The 21890-nt window shown below is 71.1% G+C and carries 22 protein-coding genes; 11 read left to right on the forward strand and 11 right to left on the reverse strand.

Going from position 1 to position 21890, the window contains the following annotated elements:
• Positions 1-49: 49 nt before the first annotated feature.
• From IH09_RS38315 to IH09_RS32280, 5 genes are all read right to left on the reverse strand, one after another.
• Positions 50-607, reverse strand: coding sequence for a GNAT family N-acetyltransferase (locus IH09_RS38315; RefSeq protein WP_110952729.1), 558 nt, complete (start codon positions 605-607; stop codon positions 50-52).
• 557 nt (positions 608-1164) lie between these two features.
• Positions 1165-2022: an NAD(P)H-binding protein gene (locus IH09_RS32265; protein ID WP_110952732.1), complete on the reverse strand. Its 858-nt coding sequence runs from the start codon at positions 2020-2022 to the stop codon at positions 1165-1167.
• Positions 2023-2247: 225 nt separating this feature from the next.
• Positions 2248-2928, reverse strand: a complete 681-nt coding sequence (locus IH09_RS40375; protein WP_052861095.1) for a response regulator — start codon at positions 2926-2928, stop codon at positions 2248-2250.
• Positions 2853-4175, reverse strand: a complete 1323-nt coding sequence (locus tag IH09_RS40380; protein WP_404827307.1) for a sensor histidine kinase — start codon at positions 4173-4175, stop codon at positions 2853-2855. Before IH09_RS40380 ends, IH09_RS40375 begins: the two co-directional genes overlap by 76 nt.
• Positions 4176-4225: 50 nt before the next feature.
• The gene (locus IH09_RS32280) at positions 4226-5500 is read right to left on the reverse strand and encodes an FtsX-like permease family protein (protein WP_052861097.1); all 1275 of its coding nucleotides are present in this window, start codon (positions 5498-5500) and stop codon (positions 4226-4228) included.
• A gap of 291 nt (positions 5501-5791) precedes the next feature.
• Between IH09_RS32280 and IH09_RS32285 the strand changes: the two genes are divergently transcribed.
• The 6 genes from IH09_RS32285 (at position 5792) to IH09_RS32310 (ending at position 12737) form a co-directional block, all read left to right on the forward strand.
• Positions 5792-6541, forward strand: a complete 750-nt coding sequence (locus IH09_RS32285) for a Crp/Fnr family transcriptional regulator (protein WP_240150707.1) — start codon at positions 5792-5794, stop codon at positions 6539-6541.
• 130 nt (positions 6542-6671) lie between these two features.
• Complete coding sequence (locus IH09_RS32290) at positions 6672-7448, forward strand: hypothetical protein (RefSeq protein WP_318279618.1); 777 nt, start codon at positions 6672-6674, stop codon at positions 7446-7448.
• A complete protein-coding gene (locus IH09_RS32295) occupies positions 7441-9687 on the forward strand; it encodes a hypothetical protein (RefSeq protein ID WP_190233474.1) in 2247 nt (748 codons plus the stop codon). The genes IH09_RS32290 and IH09_RS32295 overlap by 8 nt, the downstream gene beginning before the upstream one ends.
• The gene (locus IH09_RS32300; RefSeq protein WP_240150708.1) at positions 9684-10757 is read left to right on the forward strand and encodes a hypothetical protein; all 1074 of its coding nucleotides are present in this window, start codon (positions 9684-9686) and stop codon (positions 10755-10757) included. The genes IH09_RS32295 and IH09_RS32300 overlap by 4 nt, the downstream gene beginning before the upstream one ends.
• Entirely contained in the window at positions 10750-12078 is a 1329-nt protein-coding gene (locus IH09_RS32305) for a DUF4407 domain-containing protein (RefSeq protein ID WP_240150709.1), read from the forward strand. The genes IH09_RS32300 and IH09_RS32305 overlap by 8 nt, the downstream gene beginning before the upstream one ends.
• 125 nt (positions 12079-12203) lie before the next feature.
• A complete protein-coding gene (locus tag IH09_RS32310) occupies positions 12204-12737 on the forward strand; it encodes a Pycsar system effector family protein (RefSeq protein WP_052861102.1) in 534 nt (177 codons plus the stop codon).
• Positions 12738-13187: 450 nt separating this feature from the next.
• Here IH09_RS32310 and IH09_RS32315 read toward each other — a convergent pair whose 3' ends face one another.
• The 4 genes from IH09_RS32315 to IH09_RS32330 form a co-directional block, all read right to left on the reverse strand.
• Positions 13188-13742, reverse strand: coding sequence for a DUF6344 domain-containing protein (locus tag IH09_RS32315; protein WP_052861103.1), 555 nt, complete (start codon positions 13740-13742; stop codon positions 13188-13190).
• 501 nt (positions 13743-14243) lie between these two features.
• Complete coding sequence (locus tag IH09_RS32320; RefSeq protein ID WP_052861104.1) at positions 14244-14666, reverse strand: DUF5994 family protein; 423 nt, start codon at positions 14664-14666, stop codon at positions 14244-14246.
• A gap of 140 nt (positions 14667-14806) precedes the next feature.
• Positions 14807-15697, reverse strand: coding sequence for an acyl-CoA desaturase (locus IH09_RS32325; protein WP_425329074.1), 891 nt, complete (start codon positions 15695-15697; stop codon positions 14807-14809).
• A gap of 197 nt (positions 15698-15894) precedes the next feature.
• On the reverse strand, positions 15895-16161 hold the full coding sequence (locus IH09_RS32330; RefSeq protein WP_052861105.1) for a hypothetical protein: 267 nt from the start codon (positions 16159-16161) through the stop codon (positions 15895-15897).
• A gap of 284 nt (positions 16162-16445) precedes the next feature.
• On the opposite strand from IH09_RS32330, the gene IH09_RS32335 reads away from it, so the two are divergent.
• Complete coding sequence (locus IH09_RS32335; RefSeq protein ID WP_052861106.1) at positions 16446-16901, forward strand: tellurite resistance TerB family protein; 456 nt, start codon at positions 16446-16448, stop codon at positions 16899-16901.
• A gap of 92 nt (positions 16902-16993) precedes the next feature.
• On the opposite strand, the gene IH09_RS32340 is transcribed toward IH09_RS32335, so the two are convergent.
• A complete protein-coding gene (locus IH09_RS32340) occupies positions 16994-17569 on the reverse strand; it encodes a TerD family protein (RefSeq protein WP_052861107.1) in 576 nt (191 codons plus the stop codon).
• 312 nt (positions 17570-17881) lie between these two features.
• On the opposite strand from IH09_RS32340, the gene IH09_RS32345 reads away from it, so the two are divergent.
• The 4 genes from IH09_RS32345 (at position 17882) to IH09_RS32360 (ending at position 21528) form a co-directional block, all read left to right on the forward strand.
• Positions 17882-18439 (forward strand): BlaI/MecI/CopY family transcriptional regulator, encoded by a 558-nt coding sequence (locus IH09_RS32345; protein ID WP_404827308.1) that lies wholly within the window; start codon positions 17882-17884, stop codon positions 18437-18439.
• A gap of 3 nt (positions 18440-18442) precedes the next feature.
• Entirely contained in the window at positions 18443-19408 is a 966-nt protein-coding gene (locus IH09_RS32350; protein WP_052861108.1) for a M48 family metalloprotease, read from the forward strand.
• A 230-nt stretch (positions 19409-19638) separates the two neighbouring features.
• On the forward strand, positions 19639-19887 hold the full coding sequence (locus IH09_RS32355; RefSeq protein WP_205379611.1) for a hypothetical protein: 249 nt from the start codon (positions 19639-19641) through the stop codon (positions 19885-19887).
• A 306-nt stretch (positions 19888-20193) separates the two neighbouring features.
• Entirely contained in the window at positions 20194-21528 is a 1335-nt protein-coding gene (locus IH09_RS32360; protein WP_052861110.1) for an LCP family protein, read from the forward strand.
• 39 nt (positions 21529-21567) lie between these two features.
• Here IH09_RS32360 and IH09_RS32365 read toward each other — a convergent pair whose 3' ends face one another.
• The gene (locus IH09_RS32365) at positions 21568-21840 is read right to left on the reverse strand and encodes a dsRBD fold-containing protein (RefSeq protein WP_052861111.1); all 273 of its coding nucleotides are present in this window, start codon (positions 21838-21840) and stop codon (positions 21568-21570) included.
• Between the last annotated feature and the right edge of the window lie 50 nt (positions 21841-21890).

The raw sequence follows: 21890 nt of genomic DNA on the forward strand, positions 1-21890 counted from the left end.
GAAGGCAATCTCCGATAGGTCGTCGTCGTGCGGGCAAGGCGAAATTTGGTCAGGGATTCTGTATGCGCTGGGATACCTGGCGTCCCATGCAAGTCAGTTGAGGCGAGTCCGGTGACAGCGGCTCCTGACGGCCGATCGTCACGTACCCCCAGCGCTCGTACAGCGCCTGGACCTTTCCGCCCCCGGCCGCTCCGTTCACGCAGAGAGTGGCGTAAGGCTCCACGCGTGATTCCAGTAGGTCGTCATGGATCCGTTGAGCGACACTCTGACCGCGCCGTTTCTGCACCACACCGATTTCCTTGATGGCGACTACCGGTCCGCTGGTGTAGATGTTCGGAGGCGGGGAAATCAGCCTGCTCCACCACCGGTTACCTGGCTCAATGGTGTTGGCGTAGGCGTAGCCGACGGCTTCGCCATATTCATAGGCGATCACCGACTCCCATCCCGGTTCGGCACCATGACGGTCGAGTCGTTCGGCGAACGTGGTGAGTTTGTAGTTCGGTAGATGCAACAGCTCGGCTCGTACGTCCGCGTACAAACCAACCAGCGTCTCCCGGACGTCGGAAAGATCGGTGAAGCTGCGCAGGGTGATGGCTTCAACGGTCATGTGACAGTTTCTCGCCGATGCTGCTCGAAGGTGCGGGTGTGGACGCTGCGTGGCGCGAACCTGTGCAAGTCGACGGTGAAGGTGGTGAGCATCCCGGCGACACGGGAATGCTGCGCCGCGGGGGATGCCCATCGCCGTCTCGACAGCAGGGCCTACATCGTGCTGTCCGTGCTGGGGCCGGGCGAGCCGGGCCGTGGTGATCGCGCGCGAACGCTTCATATGCGGAAGCAGCGCGGACATGGAGCGGTGCGCGCGGCCTCAGCGCCCTCCCCCATTCCCCCTGCCAGGTAGGCCGCCAGCCGTGCCTTCGGCGGTACGGCGGCACGGCCCCTCACGAGAGAGGAGGTTGGTAGATGAGCGCTGTATCGGTCGAGACGTGCGACAGGCGCACGCCCGACGCCGAAGGGTGGCGCGGAGTGCCGTTTTCCCCCGAGACCTGAAAGTGGTCGTCGAGGCCGACGGTGGGAAGCACGACGGTGGCCCCATGCCGCCGGAGGCTCCCCGCGACCCCGCCCCGGAGGGGGCGACGGCAAGTAGGTCGCCCCCTCCCCCAATGGTCAGACGTCCCAAACCCCCGCAGCAGCCGCCTCGCGGGCGAAGTCGGCGAAATCGCGGGGCTTGCGGCCGAGGACCTCCTCGACGCCGGTGACGAGGTGGGCGTTGCGGCCGTCAGTGATCAGGCTGAGCAGGTCGGCGAACTCGGTCGGGGCCCCGGCCGCCTCCAGTCCGGCGCGGAAGTCGTCGAGGGTGACGGGGACGTAGTTGATCTGCCGACCGGTGGCCTTGGACAGTTCGGCGGCCGCGTCGCGGAAGCTCAGCAGCCGGGGGCCGGACAGTTCGTAGGTCTTGCCGATGTGCCGGGGGTCGGTGAGTACGGCGGTGACCACGTCGGCGATGTCGTCGGCGTCCACGAACGGCTCGACGGCCTCCCCCGTCGGCAGGACGAGTTCACCGGCGAGGACCGGCTCCAGGAAGAAGTCCTCGCTGAAGTTCTGGTGGAACCAGCTCGCGCGCACGATCGTCCAGTCCGCGCCGGACGCCTTCAGCCGGTCCTCGCTGACGTGGGCACGCTCTTCGCCGCGGGCGGAGAGCAGCACCAGCCGGCGTACCCCGTGGGCGACGGCGAACCGGGAGAACTCGTCGATGGTCTCGGCCGCACCGGGAAAGCCGAGGTCCGGGGAGTAGGTGACGTAGGCGGCTGCCACGCCCTCCAGTACGGCCGGCCAGGTGGCGGGGTCCTCCCATACGAAGGGGCGGTCGGCGCTACGTGATCCGATCCGTACGGTGTGCCCCTGCGCGGTGAGCCGCGCCGCGACCCGGCGGCCGGTCTTGCCCGTACCGCCGAGGACGAGGGTGATCGGCGGCGTGCTCTGCGTGTCGTGAGCGGTCGGAGTGGTCTGCGCGTTCTGAGTCATGTCGACAGTCAAGTTCGTGCTGGTCAGCCGGGACATGGTCGAGAGGCTCAGGTCCATGTGCGTGCGTTCACGTTGACGTTCCCGTTCACGATCACGTTCACGATCACGTTCACGATCACGTTCGTGGGGGCTTGCGCCGGACGGAGCGGGCCCCGCCCGGCTGCGGGGCGGCCCCGACCCGACGGAACTGGTCCCGCTCCGAGCGGCCCCGCGCACCCCCGCGCCCTACTCGTCCCGCAGATAAGCAAGAACCGCGAGCACCCGCCGGTTCCCGTCGTCGGCGGACAGGCCCAGCTTGGCGAAGATGTTGCCGATGTGTTTGGCCACCGCGCCGTCGCTGATGGTCAGCGCGTCCCGCAGCATCGCGTTGGAGTAGCCCTGTGCCATCAGGCCGAGGACCTCCCGTTCGCGGGCGGACAGCAGCTGCGACTGGTGGCGCCGGTCGCGCTCCGTCAGCAGGTGCTGGACGACCTGCGGATCGATCACCATGGCGCCCGCGGCGACCCGCTCGACGGCCTGGGCGAATTCGCCGATCTCGCCGATCCGGTCCTTGAGCAGATAGCCCAGACCGGCCGGGTTCGGGCGGTGCGGCGCCCGGCCCGGGGTGAAGAGTTCCTTGGCGTAGGCGTTCGCGACGTACTGGGAGAGCACCAGGACGGGCAGGTCCGGGTCGCTCTTGCGCAGCCGCAGCGTGGCGCGCAGCCCGTCGTCGCCGTGGCCCGGGGGCATCCGTACGTCGGTGACGACGAGGTCCGGGGAGCACTCGGCCACGGCGGTGAGCAGCGAGTCGGCGTCCCCGACGGCGCGGACCACCTGATGGCCGAACTTGTTCAGCAGCTCGGCGATCCCTTCGCGGACGAGCGCCGAGTCCTCGGCGAGGACGATACGGAGTGGCTGGGCTGGCACGGAATCTCCAGGCTGAGGGCGGTGGGACCGCCGGCGGGGCTGGACAGCGTCAGTCTTCCATCGACCACGGCGACCCGGTCGGCCAAGCCCTGGAGCCCGCCGCCGTCGCGGAGCCCGGCGCCGCCCACGCCGTCGTCGGTGACCGTGACGGCCAGCCGGCCCGCGGTCAGCCGGCCGTGCACCGAGGCGGCCGCGGCCCCGCTGTGCTTGACCACGTTGGTGAGCGCCTCGCTGACGAAGAAGTAGGCGGTGGCCTCGATCTGCGCGGGCAGCCGCCCGGTCAGGTCCATATCGACGGAGACCGGCACCCGGCAGCGGACCGCGATCTCCGATACGGCGGCGGCGATGCCGTGGTCGGTGAGGACCTGCGGGTGGATGCCGCGGATCAGGTCGCGCAGTTCGTCCAGCGCCTGCTTCGCCTCGCGCCGGGCCCGGGAGACCAGCTCGCCGCCCTTGCCCGCCTCCTGGTCCGCGGTACGGAACTCCAGCTCGGCCAGGCCCAGCGTCATGACCAGTGCCACCAGGTGCTGTTGCGCCCCGTCGTGCAGATCGCGCTCGATGCGGCGCCGCTCGGCCTCGAAGGCGTCGGCCATCCGGGCCCGTGAGCGGGTCAGCTCCACGACCCGGTCGGACTGTTCGCCTTCCCTGGGGGACAGCATCAGCCGGACGAACCAGGACTGGGCGGCCGCCGCCGCGCCCAGGACGTACGCGGCCACCGGCAGCCCGGCGATCCCGATACCGGTGAGCACCAGCGCCTCCGGCTGGGTGGAGTCGACCGCCACGTAGGCCGGGGCGGCGATCAGCGCGAACAGCGGGACGACCACGGCCAGCAGCACCAGGTCCACGAGCGGGAGCAGCACCGTGAACACCACGGCGTAGCCGAACTCCCGCCAGGTCGCGGGCTCCCGCAGCCGGGTGGTCAGCCATGGCCACAGCCCCGGCCGGGTGACGGGGCCGTGCGGGCTGCCCGGCCGGTCCGCGTGCGGCCCGTCCAGCAGCCGCAGCCGGCGGCGTTCCAGCGCGGCCAGCGGGATGCCCAGGAGCACCGCGCCCGCCAGCACCGCCAGCCCGATGCCCAGCACCGACAGCAGCAGCCCGGACACCACCAGACCGCCCAGCACGACCAGGGAGACCAGCCCGAGGAGAACGGAGGTGGCGAGATAGGCGAGCGAGCGCCAGGGCGCGGCGGAGGTCAGGAAGGCGGCCGGGCTCCGGGTCATGGCCCGCCAGAGGGGAGAGGAACTCACCGTTCCTACGCTAGATCCCGCCCGGGGCCCAGGATGGCGCGCCCGCCACGTCACCTCCCGGCCGAAGCGGCGGGTCTCCCGGCGGAGCGCAGCTGGATCAAGGTGGGTACGAGCGTGGCGAGCAGGGCCACCACCAGGCAGCCGCCCAGCACCGCGCCCATCTCCCGCCAGGGCACGGGGAATTCGGCGCCCACACCGGTGCCGGACAGCGCCCGGATCACGCCGAGCATCGTCACCCCGGCCGCGAACACCCCCAGCACCCCGCCGACGGCCACCACGGTCAGCGTCTCCCACCCGACGGTGCGCAGCACCTGCCGCCGGGTCGCACCGAGCCTGCGCAGCAGGGCGATGCCCTCGGCCCGCTCCCCGGCGGCCATGACCAGGGTGTTGGCGATGGCGATACCGGTGTAGAGCATGGCCGTGCCGAGCAGCACCAGGAGCAGTACGCGGCCCTCCTGCTGCGCGGCGGAGGCCCGCAGCGCCAGCCAGTCGTCCCGGTCGTGCGCGACCGCACCGTACGCGTCCGCGATCCGTCCCGCGGCGACCTTCACCACGGCGCGGTCCGCGTCCGGCGCCAGCGACAGGTAGACGGTGTCCGCCATCGTGTCGGGCGCATGCCGGACCAGCGCGTCCCGGGGGAACAGCACCGGGGGCAGACCCGCCGACGAGCCGATCACCGCGGCGACCTTCACCCGTACCTTCGTGGCGTCGGCGAGGTACACCTCGGCCTCGTCGCCCACCCGCCAGCCCAGCTGCCCGGCGAGCGACTTCGTCACCGCGATCGCGTCGCCCCGCAGGTCGTCCAGCGATCCCTTGACGGTGTCCAGCCGGATGACGCCGGGCAGGGTCGCCGGGTCCACCGCACCGATACCGCCGGCCATGACGACATCGGAGCCGACGAGGAAGCCGCTGGTCCCGACGGCAGGCGAGGCGGCCCGTACGCCGGGGACCGCGGACAGTTCGCGCAGCGCGGCGGCGGGCAGGCCGGGGCCACCGTCGGCGGCGACCACCGCATCGGCCGTCAGATGCGCGCGGTCGTCGGCGATGGCCGTAGCGGTACTCGCGGTGGTGACGCCGACGAGGGAGCCGGCGACGGCCACCGTGACCATCACGGGGGCGGCGGCCGACGCGGTCCTGCGCACCGCGGCGCGGGCGTTGTCGCCGGCCAGTGCCCCGGTGGCGCGGGTGACCGCGGCCAGCGGGAAGGTCGCCAGCCGTACCAGCGGCGGGACGAGCAGCGGCGCGAACGCCACCATCGTCACGACCAGGATCTCGGTCAGCACCAGCGAGATCACCATGGCGCCGTCGCCGCCCCGGGATGCCACACCGCCCGCACCCCCAGCCACTGGCCGAACCCGGGCGGCTCGCGCAGGGGCTCCGGGTGCGCGCATAAGGCACTTCTGTAATGAATATGCCGAGAATACGCCGAAGGCGTTCACTCCCCCGACGAACTCTTCTTCGACCAGCCGGCCGGCCGCTCAATCACCACCACGGAATTCAGCCAATGCTGAATTTCCGCTTCATGTTTCACATACCGGCGGCACCATGGAGCGGAGCGCCCCGCATACGGGCCGCACTCACCTCACAAGCCTGGGGAAATGACGCATGTTGCTGCCATGGCGCTGTCCAGGAACGCCGGCCTTCCACGGGCCCACTCGATGAATCCCCGCTGGTCGCCCTCGACGTTCCTCGGTCAACTGCCGGCCGAGACCTTGGACCACCTACTGCATTTGGGAACGCTCACCGCATACCCGGCACACCGGTTTCTCCTGCATCAGGGGGACAAGAGCCGGCACGTTCTGTTGATCACCGAGGGCGTGGTCAAGGTGGTGACCAGCTCGGAGGACGGCTGCGACATGCTGCTCGCGGTTCGCGTGGCCGGCGACCTCGTGGGGGAGATGGCGGCATTCGAGAACCAGCCCCGCTCCGGCACGGTCATCGCGTGCAGCGACGTGTCGGCGCACATCATCCAGTGGCGCGCCCTGGAAGGGTTCCTGACCCGGCACGCGGACGCCATGGCCGCCCTGTTCCAGATGATGAGCGCCCGGCTGCGCTGGGCGAACCGGCGCCGTCTCGACTTCCGGGCATACGACGCGCCGACCCGGCTGGCCCGCGTCATCGCGGAACTGGCGCAGGCGTACGGGCACCCGCACAACGGCGACTCGGATAAGAGCGTCACGCTCGGCGTGACGCTCACCCAGACGGAATTGGCCTCGCTCGCCGGACTGGCCCTGCCCACCGCGGAGAAAGCCCTCGCCACACTCTCCCAGCAGGGACTTCTGGAACGAAACTACCGTCGGATCACCATCAGTGACATTCCGCAGCTACTGAAATTCGCGAGAATCGAGGACGAGAACCCGTATTAATACGGGATCAACTCCGGCCGGCCCTCCTAACCTCTCCCTCATCGCTTCGCGGGAACTCCGCGGAGGAGGGAGGAAAGACGAAGTGGCCGAACAGGCCGGTTACCACCCCTGCACATGTATTGCTCTGGACGTGCAAGCGTACGGAGGCAACAACGACCGCAGGCAATCCGAAATCCAGCACGATCTGCCCCGTCTGCTGTCCCGGGCCGCCCTGAACTCCGGTCTGGACCGGTCCCGGTGGCACATCCAGGCCAAGGGCGACGAGCAGCTGGCCGTCGCGCCGATGGACGGCTCCGAGCCCCGGATCGTGGACGACTACATCCGGCACATCACCTCGGGACTGCTCGGCTACAACCAGGACCGGGTGAGCAACGCCCGGATGCGAATCCGGGCCGCCGTCCACCACGGGCCGGTCGAGGTCGCCGACAACGGCTTCGCCGGCCGGACGGTGGTCACCACGTCCAGGCTGCTCAACTCCGGTCCGCTGCGCGGCGCCCTGACCGCCGCGCCCGCCGCCGATCTGGTACTCGTCCTGTCCGACGAGGTCTACCGCTCCACGGTCGGCGGCGGGCACACGACACTGCCCACGACGGCGTTCCGGCGGGTGGCCGTACAGGAGAAGGAGTACGAAGCGGCCGCCTGGCTCTGGGTGCCCGGACACGACGCGCACCAGCTCGACCTGGACGAACCCGGCCACCGGACCGGAGCGGCCGAAGAGCCGTACCGCACGGCCGCGGGAACCACGCCGCACGGGCGGGCCGACCGGTCCGAGACGGCGCCCACCGACTCCCAACCGGTCGGCGCCCAGGGCCCGCACGTCAACGGCCGCGACGTCAGCGTCAACACCTTCAACGCCCCGGTCGACCTCCGTGGTGGCGTCGTGGGCTTCGGCGGCCCCCGTGGCTGAACCCGACTACGGCGCGCCCCGCGAAGGGGACGCCCCCGATGAACGGCGCGGCGCCGAGAGCAACCGCGGCACCTGGGAACCCGACGCACGAGGAGACGACGGGACTCCCCCGCACGACACCGACGACGCGCCCGACGAAGGACGCAGGACCGACCCCACGGCCTCATCCGCCAGTGAACCGGGGGCCGACGATGACCAGGTCTACAGCGAACTGGGCGCCGCCCTCGGCCAGCGTGTCTACAACACCTTCTACGGTCGCGTCGACGCCGGGGACGCCGTCTTCGGCTTCGGTGCGGCGGCCGCCCCGGGTCTGGCCCCCGGCTTCGTGGAACCGGCCGAGATCGACCGGGTGCTCTGCGACTACCTGCATCCGGACGGGTACGACGAGGCCGCCGGCCGGCTCCAGGACGACCACATCCTGGTCCTCGTCGGCGAGGACGGCAGCGGACGGCGCGCGGGCGCCTTCGCGATGCTGCGGGACCTGCTCGGCCGGGGCACCGGTCTGCAGAGCCTGTCCCCGGCGAACTCGCTGGCCGATCTCACCGAGCGGGACGGGCTCAAGGCCGAGGTGGGGTACGTGATCCTCGACTACGTCGGTGAGACACACCCCGACGCGGTGCAGGAGTTCGCGGTCAAGAAGCTCCAGGGCGCATTGCGGAACAAGGGCTCGTATCTCGTGCTGACGGCCGCACCGGCCGCGCAGCGCCGCCTGGCCCTCAGAGCCTTCTGCGTGCCCTGGCACCCGCCGGACCCGCTCCCCCTGTTCGACCACTGCCTGGCGCGGCCGCCGGAGAAGGGGGCAGCGCCGCGGCCGGACGTCCCGCCGGAGCTGGCGGCCGAACTGCGCGAGCGGGTCGGCGAACTCCGGCGCCCCGGCGACGTCGTCAAGGCCGTGCGCGGGCTCACGGAGAGCCCGACGGCGGCCCTCCTGGCGCTGCGGGACGGCGCCAAGCAGACCGTGCGCGACTGGTTCGGCACCCGGCCGCCGGCCGACGACCTGCTGCCGATGGCGGCGCTCGCCTTCGCCGAGGGCCTGCCGGAGCGCACCTTCGAGGAGCTGTCCGTACTGCTCGGGGTGCACGTCCGCAACTGGGACCGGTCCGCCGACGGGACACCGCCCGACGAGGGCGTACCCGTGCCACAGCCGTACCCGGACATCGAGCAGAGCAGGGCACGGTGGAGTTCGCGGGCCGTCGGGATCGCCGAACCGGTGCGCCGGACGGAACAGGGCACGGACCACTGCCGCAGTGAGCGAATGATCGTCTTCGCCTCCCCCCGGGTCCGGGAGCTGGTGATCGGGGAACTCCACTCCCTCTACGGCTACGGGCTCTGGTACCCCCTGCGGCAATGGCTCCACCAGCTGTCCGTGGAGAGCGGCCCGGACGTCCGTGCCGAAGTGGCCCGGGGAGTGGCGCTCCTCGCCAAGTACGCGCTGCCGGAGGTCGAGGAGAACCTGCTGCGGCCCTGGGCGGACGGCACCACCAGCCAGCGGCTGACCGCCGCGTTCGTCCTCCAGTTCATGTGCGCGGACGAGCGGCTCGCGCCCCAGGCGCTCTCCACGGCGCTCGGCTGGTCGCAGTGGGGGGCGGGGCAGTCCCGCGCCATCACCGCAGCGATGGCCTTCGCCGGCGAGGTCGGCTCCGTGTACCGCTTCAAAGCGGTCGACTGCCTCTGGGGGCTCACCGGGCGCGGCCAGCGGGTGGCGGTCGCCGCCCGGCGGTCGCTGGTCCTCTTCCTCGCCACGGCCGAGCGGGAGCCCGAACGCGCCCTGTTCTTCTTCCGCTATGTGCGCACGCAGCTGGCCCACGTGCGTACCCGCAAGGAGCGTTCGGACGCGCTGGAGACGGTCGTCCAGGTGCTCGCGGCGGAGCGGCTGAACGCGGTGGAACCGCTGGCGGCGTTCCTGCTGCGCACCGATGTGCGGACCGCCCCGCAACTCGGCTCGCTGTGGATCTCCGCACTGCTCAGTGTGCGCCGCGGGCGCGCCGTGGCCGCACTCTGCCGGACGCTGGCCGCCTTGCAGGACGACCCCGCAGCCACCCGCTCGGTGCGCGCACTGGGCGAGTCGATGCGCAGTGCGCTGGACCACCGGCAGTGGGAAGCCCTGCGCGGTGCCGTGTCGTCGGCACTGCGCCACCCCGAATTCGCGATACCGGGCACCCAGCGGCTGGCCCGCGTACTGCTCGACTCGATGCGGCGTCATGCCCCGGCCGACGCCGTTTCCGTACTGGGAGGATGACAGAGTTGAACTACCCGATTGTCGCGGAGCAGACGCTGGAGACGGTCCAGCCCCGCTGGTGGTCCCGGCGCCGTGAGTGCGTCGATGTCCCCGCCCTGCCGCCGGGAGCGGTCTATGTCTTCCGGGTCGGCGGTCAGTACCGCGAATACCCGGAAGGCGTCTCCTTCGACCCGTCCCACCCCGATGTGGTCGAGGCCGCTTCGGTGAGCCTGGTGGACACCCGCACCCGGCTGGTCGAGGTCGAGCGGACGGTCCCCTCGGTGAGCGAGGCGGACGTCTTCACCATCCGGGCGTCCTTCACCTGCCAGGTCACCGACGCCGCCGTCGTCGCCCGGCAGGGCATCGACGACGTCACCATCCCGCTGCGGAGCTACCTCGCGCGGGACGGCGAACTCTCCCGGGGCAGCGCGGCGCACCGGATCGAGGAGGTCAACGCCGTCCGCGACCAGGTGAACCTCCGGATGACCGCGTACACCACGATCGTGGCGCCCAGGGTCGCCGGGATGAGCGTGGAGTACGTCGGTATCGAGGTGCTCACCCCCGACGACCTGCGCGCCTGGGAACAGAAGCTGCGGGACGAGCGCCGGGGTCAGGAACTGCTCCGCGGACAGCACGAGTTCGAGTCCCAGGCCGTGCAGCAGCTCGCGGAACTGCTGGCCCAGGGAGGTGTCTACGCCGACGCCCTCGGGGTGACCCGCAACCGCATCGATGTGGCCGCCATCGCCGAACGCGCCCACCGCCTGGACGAACTGGACAAGACGCGCCGGCACCAGGCCGGTGCCGAGGAGAAGTCGCACGCCCGCGAACGGGAGGCCGAGGACCGGAAGATGAGGGCCCATCTCATCGACACCCTGCTGAAGCAGATGGGCACGTCCCAGGAGTACGTGGACTTCCAGCAGCTGTTCCAGCAGGTGTCGGAGTACGGCGCCGCCCCGGCGAAGGGATCACCGGCCCCCGCCGTGGAGTCCGGGCCGCACCGCGAGCACGGCCCGGCGCGCAAGCTGACGGGGCGCGGTGGCCGGGAGCCGCACCCGTCGTTCATCAAGGACGAGGACGACCTCCTTGACTGACCATCTCAAGCTGCCGGACGGATACGGCAGACCGCCGGAACAGGCCGGGCCCCAGGGCCTCGACCTCGCCCGCCGGCTCCGTGCGCTGACCGGCGTGGACGAAGACCTGCTCGCCTGGGTGTGGTACGAGCGCAGCAAGTACACGGCGCTGGGCGGCGTGGTGCTCGGCACCTCCGTCATCGCCGCCTTCTCGATGTGGAACTTCGTTAACGAGGCGATCGGGGAGGCGTCCGTTCTCGCCCTGCTGCCCGCCGTGGTCTGGCTGCTGTTCGTGCTCAATCTGGACCGCTGGCTGATCGCTCCCCAGCCGAACGCCAAACGCCGGCCGGGCCCGCTGCTGATGCGCCTCGCGGTCGCCCTGCTGCTCGGCACCGTCATCGCCGAACCGCTGGTGCTGCGGATCTTCCAGACCGCGGTGGAGGAACGCATCCAGGAGGACCGGCACGGCGACGTGGACCGGCTGCGCGGCAACCTCCTGCGCTGCAACCCGGATCCCTCGCAGCCGGACCACGGCACGCCGGCGGGGTGCGGGAGCTATCTGCTCTCGTTCGGTGCGACTCCCGGAGGGCAGTCCACCGAGCTGGACGCCCTCCGGAAGGACGCCGCCGCGCTCCAGAAGCGGGTGGACCAGGACTCCCACGCGCTCGAAGCCCTGGACACGGAGGTCCGGGAGGAGTGCCGGCAGCTGATCCGCAACGCATCCTCCGGACTGCTGCAGCGCACCTCGGAATGTCTGCGGCTGCGGGACAAGGCGGCCGAGTACCGCAGTACGCACCACACGGCCGAGAACGAGCGGCGGCTGGTGCAGATGAACGACCGGATCGGGCAGGACGGCAGCCGTCTCACGCGTTCCCGCGGCACCTTCCTGACCGCGCGGAACGCGGAGATCACACAGCGCGTCGCGCAGGAGCGGGCCAAGCAAAAGGGCATCGGCGTCCTGGAGCGCATGCAGGCCCTGGAAGCGCTCACCGCCGACCACACCGCCCTGTTCGTGGGCGTCTGGATGGTCCGGCTCCTCTTCGTGCTCATCGATGTGCTGCCCGTGCTGGTGAAATTCATGAGCCACGAGAACAGCTACGACCGCCTGCTGTCGGCGCGGAGCAACAGCGCCGTGAAGGTCCACAGCGCCGCCGTGCACGCGGTGGAGCGCGAATCCATGGCGGACCTGGAAATCAAGCAGGAGGTGACCGATCTGTACGTGCGGCGCCGTAAGGCCGAGAGCGTCGCCGCCCACCGCGAGCACGTGGCGGCGATGAATATCCGCGAAAGGCAGACGGTGGATTCGCTGGAGGAAGAACTACGCCGGCCTTCCACTGTCTGACCTCCGGTGGTTCCCCGGCTCCGGCGCCTTCGCGGTATGCGCTCCGCACCGTGCCGGGCCGGGGAACTCCGCAGGGCGGCAGGTGGGGAAATCAGTCTCCGCTCACCCGAAGGGAAGGAATCCGAGTGGCCGTTTCGCGGCGGGACGACGGAAGGAACCGTAGCGACGCCCTGGCCCGTCTGCTGCTGGCCGAGACCCGCGAGGAAATGGTCAAGGCCGACCAGAAGGCCGGCTTCATCCTGTCGTGCCTCGGTGTCGCGGTGACCGCCCTGGTGGGTGCGGTGAGCACCGGCGGGATAGCGCCCCTGCGCTACGGTCCGGTCGCGCAGTCGCTCTTCTGGACGGGCTGCGCGGCCCTGCCTCCGTCCCTGTACCTGCTGGGCCAGGTCATCGTGCCCCGGGTGGGCAGCGCCGAGCGGCACCGTGTGCACTACTTCGGCGACGTGGCCGCCACCGGCGATACGGCCGCCACCGTCTCGGCGCGGCTGATCGGTTCGCTCGTGCGGCGGACCGATCCGCTGGAGCGGGATGTCAGCCAGTTCGCCCTGCTGTCGAAAGTGGTCGCCGCCAAGTACCGCCGTATCCGGCGCGGAATGGTGTGCAGTGCGTTCTTCTTCGTGTTCACGTCTCTCGGCGTGCTGGTGGGGTCAATCGGCTGACCGCCGGCGGAAGACGCCACGAATGTTTCTACTCATGAAGTGCAAAGAGCGATGCGAAGAAAGCGTCTCACTCAGAAAATTGAAGTCATCGGAAATCCGTTACGAAGGGCGGTTCAGTTCTCTTATATCTCCGCGGCCCATCTCTTATATCTCCGTGGTCCATCGGGTATCTCCGCGGTCCACCGGGAAAAGATCCGGGACCGCCGGCGAACCCTCGCTCGTTCATGTGCGTCAGCTCTTCGGCGCGGATCTGTCACACGCCGTTTCGTCATGACGCCGTCTGGCCATCTGGCCGTCTCGTCGTCTCATTGTCCGGCCGACTCACCATCTCACTGGCTCAGTGTCCGGCCGTCTCACCGTCTCACTGTCCGGCCGTCTCGCCATCCCGTTCCCACGGCCAAGGCAAAGCTCAACTCGGCTCGCTGGAACAGCAGTTACCGACCGCCCCGCTCAAGCCGTGCAGTCCGTGTGCTCCCGGCGGCGGGCCGCCGGGATGGCCGGGGGGAGTGCGTCCGGGTGGACATCGGTGTGCAGTGCGGTCCCGGCGGGGACGGTGTGCAGCGACTCGGCGCCGGTGGCCAGGCGGCTGCGCGAGGTGGGTGAGGAGCCGTGCGCCTCGGCCCTGATGCGCTGTTTGATCGTGGGCGGCAGCTGTGTCGTGGCGGCCAACGGCAGGTCGTACGTGCCGAGTTCGTACCGCGGTGCGCAGATCCGGACCGGGGCGGTGCGGGTCGCCACTTCCGGTTCGCGGTCCGGTACGGGGGCGGCGGTGCACGGCTCAGGGCCGGTGGTGCGTGGTGTGTCGCCGGTGGTGTCCGGTGCGGGGAGCGCGGCGGGCGGCGCGGCGCTCGTGGCGGCCGGCGGCGCGGTGCGCGGGGCCGGTGCGTAGCGCGCGGCCTCTCTGCGGGCGGCCGATGCCGGGGCGGAGACGCCCAGTGAGGCCAGCAATCTGCCGAGTACGGCAAGGCATACCGCCCAGAACTTCATGACCTTGGTCGCAGCCACGGCCCCTCGCTTTCGGTAGAGATCTCGCCGGGAGATCCATGTTCGGTAGAGATCTCGCCGGGAGATCCATGAGTGATCCGCACCCGGATCCACGGGTGATCTGGTGCGTTTTCTTATGATGAGTACGCAATGCGAGGATGCGAGGAGCGACGCCCCCGGTTCGGCGTTCTTCGGATGAACACCACCCGTACGCAGTAGCCGGACCCTTCGGATCCGCCGCGGACCTGGCCGTATATCCCGGCCAACCGATCGGTCACCGCCGTTCCGGACACGTCGGGCGAGCTGCCACGGGATGCGCGGCGCGGAATCCCGGGTTATGCCCGTCGGCGTGGCCGATACCGGTGCCGTGGTCGTAGCTGATGCCGGTGCTGCCGCTGGTGCCGTGGCCGCCGCCGTCGCAGCCACCGCCGCACTCGCAGTCACCGCCGCACTCGCAGCAACGGCCACGGCACCACCTCGCGCGCGCCCCGCCCGCCGCAGGCCCCGCCGAGGGCTCCCGCCTCAGGCCGGCGTCAGATCGTCCGCGCCGGCCGCGGCGGCGGCCAGGATGCGGACGGCCTCGGGTTCGGGGGTGTCGGGGGGCAGGACCAGCAGGTCCCAGCGGCCGTTGCCCGGGGAGACCAGGCAGATGGTGTGCGGGCCCGGCCGTTCGGCGGTCCTGCGCAGCCGGACGACATGGCCGGCGACCAGCGTGTGGCCGGGCAGCGCGGACCACATCGGGCCGTTCACCGTGGCGTGCGTGATCCGCGGCCAGTCGAACGGCAACGCGGCCAGCAGCTCCGGGAGTTCGGCGACCAGATCGGCGGAGTGCGGCCACCAGGCTCCGTCGATGCGCCGCGGAATGCCGCGGGAGGGTGCGATGGCCAGACGGGCGACGGGCGGCGGGCCCGGGTGTTCGGGTACGGCCCCGAGAACGGCGGTCATGATGACTCCGTAAGTTGATGGACGGCCCCGAAGGGCCGAAGGAGTACGCGGACTCGGCCCCCGCCGCGTTCCGGCCCCGCGGCGCCGGGACACCGGGACACCGGCGCGCCGCGGCCCGTCCCAGGCCGTAGCGGCGTGCCCTAGGCGCGCTCCGTTTCGATACGACGGGTCTCGATACGGCGGGCGGCGACCCGGGCGGGGTCGGGCCACCGCACATCCCGTACCCAGCCGAGGCGTTCGAAGAGCCGGATGACGGCGGCGGACGGATCGAGCTGGCCGCGGTCCACACCGTGCCGGGCGCAGGTCGGGTCGGCGTGGTGCAGGTTGTGCCAGCTCTCGCCGAACGAGAGCAGGGCCAGCGGCCACAGATTGGTCGCCCGGTCGTGGCGCCGGGTGCGGAACGGCCGCTCGCCGATCACATGGCAGAGCGAGTTCACGCTCCAGGCGACGTGATGCAGCAGGGCTATCCGGAGGAAGCCCGCCCACAGCAGGGCGGTGAGGCCGGCGACCCAGGTGCCGCCGATGGCCCAGCCCAGCGCGAACGGCAGCGCGAGGGTGAGCACGCAGAGCGCCGGGAACGCCCGGCTCACCGCGCGGATACCGGGGTCGGCGAGCAGATCGGGGGCGAAGTGCTCGGGCGAGGTGGGGTCATTGCCGAAGAGCCAGCCGATATGCGAGTGGACCAGGCCGCGCAGCTGGCCGCGGAGGCTGGTGCCGTAGCGGTAGGGGGAGTGCGGATCGCCGGGGCGGTCGGTGAAGGCGTGGTGCCTGCGGTGGGTGGCGACCCAGTCGATGACATCGCCCTGGAAGCTCAGCGATCCGGCGACGGCGAGCGCGATCCGCAGCGCGGGGACGGCGGTGTAGCTGCCGTGGGTGAGGCCGCGGTGGAAGCCGACGGTGACGCCCAGGCCCGTGACGACGTAGAAGACGGCGGCGAGCACGAGGTCGGTGGGGCCGACGACGCTGCCCCACAGCAGCGGGACGGCGAGCCCGAGTCCGACGAACGGGGCGATGACGATGAGGGCGGTCACCGTCACATACATCCGCCGGCCGCCGCTCGCCGGGGCCTCGCCGCCGGCGGGGAACGGCGACGTCCCGTCGTACTCCGCGGCGGCGGTACGGCGGGCCTTCGTGTCCGGGGAGTCCCGCACCGGACGGCCGGCCTTGTCCTCGCTGGTCACTGGTCTGCTCTGCTCACTCGCCTTTACCGTGCACCGGCCGGTGCCGCTCACCGGCCGTCGTCGCCCGCCTCGGGGACGTCCGCTCCGGAGCCGCCCGGCTGGGGGGCACGCGGCGGTGGCCCGCCCGCGTGCGCGCCGGGATGTGCGCCGCCGCCGTGCGGCCACTTGCGCATCCGCACCCGGAACGACGGGAGCAGGGACGCGTACTTGTGCGTGGCGAGCCGGCCGGCCTGCTGGGCGTTGACCCGGGCGATGAAGAGCGCGCCGAGCACCACCAGTCCCAGCAGTATGACCACGGTCAACAGGATCTGCATGACGGTCCACCCACCTCACCGGGGCGACGTCTCCACTCACTGGGGCGACATCTCCACGGTACTCGCAACCGGCCCGAATTTCCGTCGCTACAGGGGCAATGCCGTACGAAACGGTCGGATCGGAGGCGACGCCCCCGGCGCATCCGCGAGGTTGTAGATTTTACTTCCGCATGACCCACGCATTGCCCAGGCGAGTCGCGCCCGCCCTTGGCCTCTGGTCAGGTCCGGTGGCCGCGGCCGGCCGCTCGGGCGGTGCACGAAGCGGAAACGACAAGGAGATCCAGATGGCTCTGTGGGACCGGATCAAGGATTCCGCCCAGACGATGCAGACCCAGCTCGTCGCCAAGAAGAACGACCTCAAGAGCGGCGCCTTCCGGGACGCGAGCATGGCGATGTGCGCCCTGGTGGCCGCTGCGGACGGCTCCATCGACCCGACCGAGCGCCGGCGGGTCGCGCAGCTCATCGCCACCAACGAGGTGCTCCAGAACTTCCCCGCGGACGATCTCCAGCGCCGTTTCGACGCCTACCTGGACAAGCTGACCGCCGACTTCGACTTCGGCAAGGTCAGCGTGATGCAGGAGATCGGCAAGGTGAAGAAGAAGCCGGTCGAGGCGCGGGCCGTGATTCAGATCGGCATCGTCATCGGCGGCGCCGACGGCGACTTCGACAAGACGGAGCAGGCCGTGGTGCGCGAGGTCTGCTTCGCGCTGGACATCTCCCCGGCCGAGTTCGACCTCTGATCCGGTTCCGGGCCGAAAAACCGGAGAGGGGGGTGGCCGCCGCCACCCCCCTCTCCACTGCCGCGGCTCGCGCCGCGGCGCCCGACTCACCGTCAGACGTTGACCCCGAAGTCGGCCGCGATGCCCGCCAGGCCGGACGCGTAGCCCTGGCCCACCGCGCGGAACTTCCACTCCGCACCGTTCCGGTAGAGCTCGCCGAAGACCATCGCGGTCTCGGTCGAGGCGTCCTCGCTCAGGTCGTAGCGGGCCAGCTCCGCGCCGCCCGTCTGGTTGACCACGCGGATGTACGCGTTGCGGACCTGGCCGAAGCTCTGCCCGCGGGTCTGCGCCTCGTGGATGGAGACCGGGAAGACGATCTTCGCGATCTCGGCGGGCACGCTCGACAGCGTGATGTTGATGGCCTCGTCGTCCCCCTCGCCCTCACCGGTCAGGTTGTCACCGGTGTGCTGCACCGAGCCGTCGGGGCTGGTGAGGTTGTTGTAGAAGACGAAGTGCTGATCCGAGGCGACCTTGCCGGCCTCGGTGCACAGCAGGGCACTGGCGTCCAGGTCGTAGTCCGCACCCGTTGTCGTACGCACATCCCAGCCGAGGGCGACCGTGACCGCGTTCAGTCCGGGCGCTTCCTTCGACAGAGAGACGTTGCCGCCCTTGGCCAGCGAGACTCCCATGGCTTCCCTCCAGGTGTTGCCTGCGTTCCGGCGATGTCGCCCACCGGTATGTCCTCGTGCGATTGCTGGAAATCTACAGGACTGTAGAAGTTGGCGCGGGGAACCGGCCGGGCCGTGCGACATCGGCCGGCAGCGGTGGCGCACGCCCGCGCCCGCCCCGGACCCGCACCGGCATACGTGACGACGGCCGCGTGCGGACCGGCCGGCAGCGGACCGGGAGCGCCGTACGGCCCGCGCCCCGGCACCCCCGGACCGTAAAATGTTCGGGTGCCCCGGACCCACGGGGCACCCGGCGTGACGGGAGGCGACGGTATGGGCGGGCACCCCTTCGGTGAGGCCCCCGGCGATTCCGCCGGCAGATCCGCCGGCGAACCCAGCGGCACATCCTTCGGCGAGCCGACCGGCGACTGCCCGGACGATTCCGCCGACGCCGCGGGCCGCGAGCGCGCCCGCCGGCGCGGACAGGGCGAGCTGGAGGCCCAGGTGCTGGCCGCGCTGCACCACGCGCCCGGTCCGGCCACCGCCGCCTGGGTCCAGGAACGGCTCGGCGGCGACCTCGCCTACACCACCGTGATGACGATCCTCTCCCGGCTGCACGCCAAACAGGCCGTCACCCGCGAACGGGCCGGCCGCGCCTACGCCTGGACCCCGGCCGCCGACGAGGCCGGGCTGGCCGCACTGCGGATGCGCCGCGTCCTGGACGGCGAACCGGACCGCGACGCCGTCCTGACCAGCTTCGTCTCCACCCTCTCCGCACACGACGAACAGCTGCTGCGCAGCCTCCTCGCCGCCGCCGGCCCGGCCCGCCGCTCCCCGGGCCACCACCCCGCCACCGGTCACCGCCCCTCGGACGAAGCGTGCGGAGGCTGAGCGGTGGGCGTCTTCGTGTTCCTGCCGCTCGTCCTGCCGCTCACCGCGCTGCCGATCGCCAAGCTCGCGGCACAGCACCTCCACCCGCGCGCCACCACCCGCCTGCTGACGCTGCTCTCCGCCGTCCTCGGCCTGTGCAGCACGCTCTGCCTGGCGCTGCTGGTGGTGGTCGGTACGGCCCAGCTGCCCGGCAATCCGCTGCCCGACGGCTGGTCGGACCCGGAGGTACGGGCCGCGGTTCCGTACGCCGAGATCGCCGGTACCGCCGCGATCGCCGCACTGGCCGCCGCGCTGGCCGCCGGCGGGACCGCGGTGCGCCGGCACGGCCGGGTGCTGGCCCGTACGCACCGCGCGCTGGACGGCCTGCCGCCCGGTGCGGACCCCGCGGTACTGCCGGACGACGATCCGTACGCGTACGCGGTGCCCGGCACCCCCGGCCGGCCCGGCAAACCCGCCCGGCCCGGCCGGATCGCGGTCTCGCGCGGCATGCTGCGCAGCCTGGACGACGCGGAGCGGCAGGCCCTCTTCGCCCACGAGCGGGCCCATCTGAATCACCGTCACCACCGCTACCGGCTCACCGTACGGCTGGCCGGCTGCGTGAACCCGCTGCTGCTGCCGCTGCGTTCGGCGGTCGCGTTCAGCACCGAGCGCTGGGCGGACGAGGAGGCCGCCCATGTCGTCGGCGACCGGCTGCTGACCGCCCGCGCGGTGGGCAAGGCGGCGCTGATCACGCGCTCCGCACGGCTGCCGGAACTGGCGCACTTCGCGGCGCCCGAGCCGGGCCCCGTACCGCGCCGGGTCGCGGCGCTGCTGGCGCCCGTACCCCCGGCCCGCGGCTGGCCGCCGGCGCTGACCCCGGTGGGCCTCGCCGCCCTGATCGCCGCCGCGGGCACGGCCGCCTCCGCCCTCTCCTCGCTGAACGCGGCGGTGGCGCTCTTCCTCGTGCTGAAGGCCGCGACGCCGCTGTGAGAGCGGTGGCACCACGGTGCGGGCGGTGGCGCCGCCATACGGGCGATGGCGCTCCCCCGCCCGTGATCTACACCCCGGTGCGATCATTCGTCCCCGTGAACCGCCGACCCCCCGTACTCTGTGACCCTTCACCACTGTGATCCGTCGCACACGGACCAACTTCTACAGCGTTGTAGAAGCTCCCGGTACAGTTGCGCGCACATGCGCAACCTGCGCGGCCGGAGGGGGAGATGGCGACGAGGTGCGGACTCCTGACCTGGGACTGCCCGCCTCCAGAAGCGGAGGTGCGATGGGTCTATCAGCCCGTGGAGGTCCAATACCCGGACGGGACCTGGGAAGTGGGCCGGATCAGCGCCTGGTGGACGGACGACACCGGCGACCTCTGGTGCCGGCTGCGGACTCCGTCCGGCGGCGCCCGCCCGCAGTGGACCCGCTACGACCCGGAAGCCGTACAGCTGCTCCCCAGCACCGGTATCTGACCCGGCCGCGCTCCGCGCCGCTGTACCGATCGTACTTTTCCGCCTCTCCCGGAACGACTTCGCCGGCACTACCGTCTTCCCCGTCAGCACCGCTGCCGCCCGCGGCCGTCGATGCCGCACCCTCCCCCGTGAAGCAGCTGAACCACCAGAAGGACCAGAAGGGCCACCGGCGTGCATGACAGGCAGACGACTCGACGGGCCAATCCCACATCCGGCCCGTCCCGCCGCAAAGCCGCGGCTCCTTCCCGCAAGGCGGACGGCAACTCCCGTGCGGCCGGCGGTTCCCGTAAGGCGGGCAAGGTGCGGATGACCCGCCGCGGCCGCATCCTGGCCTGGACCGGCGGCATCCTCGGCGTCGTCCTGCTGGGCGCGGGCGGCACCGGCTTCTGGGTCTACCAGCATCTGGACGGCAACATCCAGGGCGTCGACGTCGGCAGCAAGCTCGGCGGCGACCGGCCCGCCAATCTCAGCCCCGGCTCCAAGAACATCCTGGTCGTCGGGTCCGACAGCCGCGCCGGCATGGGCGACAAGTACGGCAAGGGCCTGGAGACCATGCAGTCGGACACCCTGATGGTGCTGCACATCTCGGCCGACCGTAAGTGGGCGACCGCGGTGTCCTTCCCGCGTGACTCCTGGGTGCAGATCCCCGCCTGCGACCGCGGTGACGGCACCAAGTCCAAACCGCACCGCTTCAAGATCAATGAGGCGTTCTCCATCGGCGGCCTCAGCGGCGACGTCGCCAACGCCGCGGCCTGCACCATCAAGACCGTCGAGAAGAGCACCGGGCTGCGCATCGACCACTTCACCTCGGTCGACTTCCAGGGTTTCAAGGGCATGGTCAACGCCCTGGGCGGCATAGAGGTCTGCCCCAAGCAGGCCATCCACGACACCAAGGCGCACCTGGACATGGAAGCGGGCTGCCAGACCGTCAAGGACGAGAAGGCCCTCGGCTACGTCCGCACCCGCTACAGCGTCGGCGACGGCTCCGACCTCGGACGGATCGGCCGCCAGCAGGAGTTCATGAAGGCCCTCGCCGCCAAGGCGCAGTCCAAACTCACCAGCCCCGGTGACCTCTACGGCTTCCTGGACTCGGCCACCAAGTCCATCACCACCGACAAGGAACTGGAGGGCCTCAAACCGCTCTACGACCTCGCGGCGACCGTCAAGGACATCCCCCAGGACCACCTCACGTTCCTGACCGTCCCCAACTACCCGCGCGAGGCCGACGTCCCCACCGACAAGGCCAACGTGGTCTGGCAGTACCCGCAGGCCGGCAGCCTGTTCAGCGATCTCGCCCACGACCGCGAGGTCGGCGAGGCCGCCAAGAAGAAGTTCGAAGAGGCCGCCAAGTCCCCGGTGACCGCCCGCTCCGTACGCCTGCGCGTCCTCAACGGCACCGGCGGCAACGGCCAGGCCGCCAGCGCCGCGAACTCGCTGCGCAAACTCGGCTTCACCGTCGTCGCCACCGACAACGGCAGCCGCACCGAGAAGACCCTCATCACCTACCCCCCCGCCCTCAAGACCCAGGCCGAGGTCCTCGCCGCCCGCCTTCCCGGTACCAAGGCCACGGAGTCGGCCGACGCGGCACCGGGCGTGGTGACGGTGACGGTGGGGTCGGACTTCGCCGAACTGGGCGGCTGAGGCGCCCGGTCGCCCGCGGGGCGGAGTGGAGCGGCTGCGTCAGGGGCGCAGTCGCTCGACGGGTTTGTGGGTGTGCGCCTCGATATCGTCCGCGGCGGCGTTCAGCAGCTGATGGCTGAGGTGGGACAGCGCCCGTGCCACCGCCAGCTCGTCCCCGATGGCGGGGACGTTCTCGTCCGCCGGATTGCACAGCGCGGTCCCGCTGCCGACGAGCGGTGCGCCGTTGGCACCGCTCAGCCGGGCCTCGGCGGTGACCTCGCTGTCGGTCTCCGTGATGTCGATCTGGGCCTGCCAACTCTTGGTGCCGGTCACCGGAAGCCTCCTCGCGCAGCGCGTACGGTGCCCCCCTGAAATCGTCGCAC

The organism is Streptomyces celluloflavus (assembly GCA_000720995.1).
GTDB lineage: Bacteria > Actinomycetota > Actinomycetes > Streptomycetales > Streptomycetaceae > Streptomyces > Streptomyces celluloflavus.

Coding starts and splice junctions, on each gene's coding strand:
- IH09_RS38315 (WP_110952729.1), bottom strand. CDS start 607: ATGACCGTTGAAGCCATCACCCTGCGCAGCTTCACCGATCTTTCCGAC.
- IH09_RS32265 (WP_110952732.1), bottom strand. CDS start 2,022: ATGACTCAGAACGCGCAGACCACTCCGACCGCTCACGACACGCAGAGC.
- IH09_RS32285 (WP_240150707.1), top strand. CDS start 5,792: ATGGCGCTGTCCAGGAACGCCGGCCTTCCACGGGCCCACTCGATGAAT.
- IH09_RS32300 (WP_240150708.1), top strand. CDS start 9,684: ATGACAGAGTTGAACTACCCGATTGTCGCGGAGCAGACGCTGGAGACG.
- IH09_RS32320 (WP_052861104.1), bottom strand. CDS start 14,666: ATGACCGCCGTTCTCGGGGCCGTACCCGAACACCCGGGCCCGCCGCCC.
- IH09_RS32330 (WP_052861105.1), bottom strand. CDS start 16,161: ATGCAGATCCTGTTGACCGTGGTCATACTGCTGGGACTGGTGGTGCTC.
- IH09_RS32335 (WP_052861106.1), top strand. CDS start 16,446: ATGGCTCTGTGGGACCGGATCAAGGATTCCGCCCAGACGATGCAGACC.
- IH09_RS32340 (WP_052861107.1), bottom strand. CDS start 17,569: ATGGGAGTCTCGCTGGCCAAGGGCGGCAACGTCTCTCTGTCGAAGGAA.
- IH09_RS32345 (WP_404827308.1), top strand. CDS start 17,882: ATGGGCGGGCACCCCTTCGGTGAGGCCCCCGGCGATTCCGCCGGCAGA.
- IH09_RS32355 (WP_205379611.1), top strand. CDS start 19,639: ATGGCGACGAGGTGCGGACTCCTGACCTGGGACTGCCCGCCTCCAGAA.
- IH09_RS32360 (WP_052861110.1), top strand. CDS start 20,194: ATGACCCGCCGCGGCCGCATCCTGGCCTGGACCGGCGGCATCCTCGGC.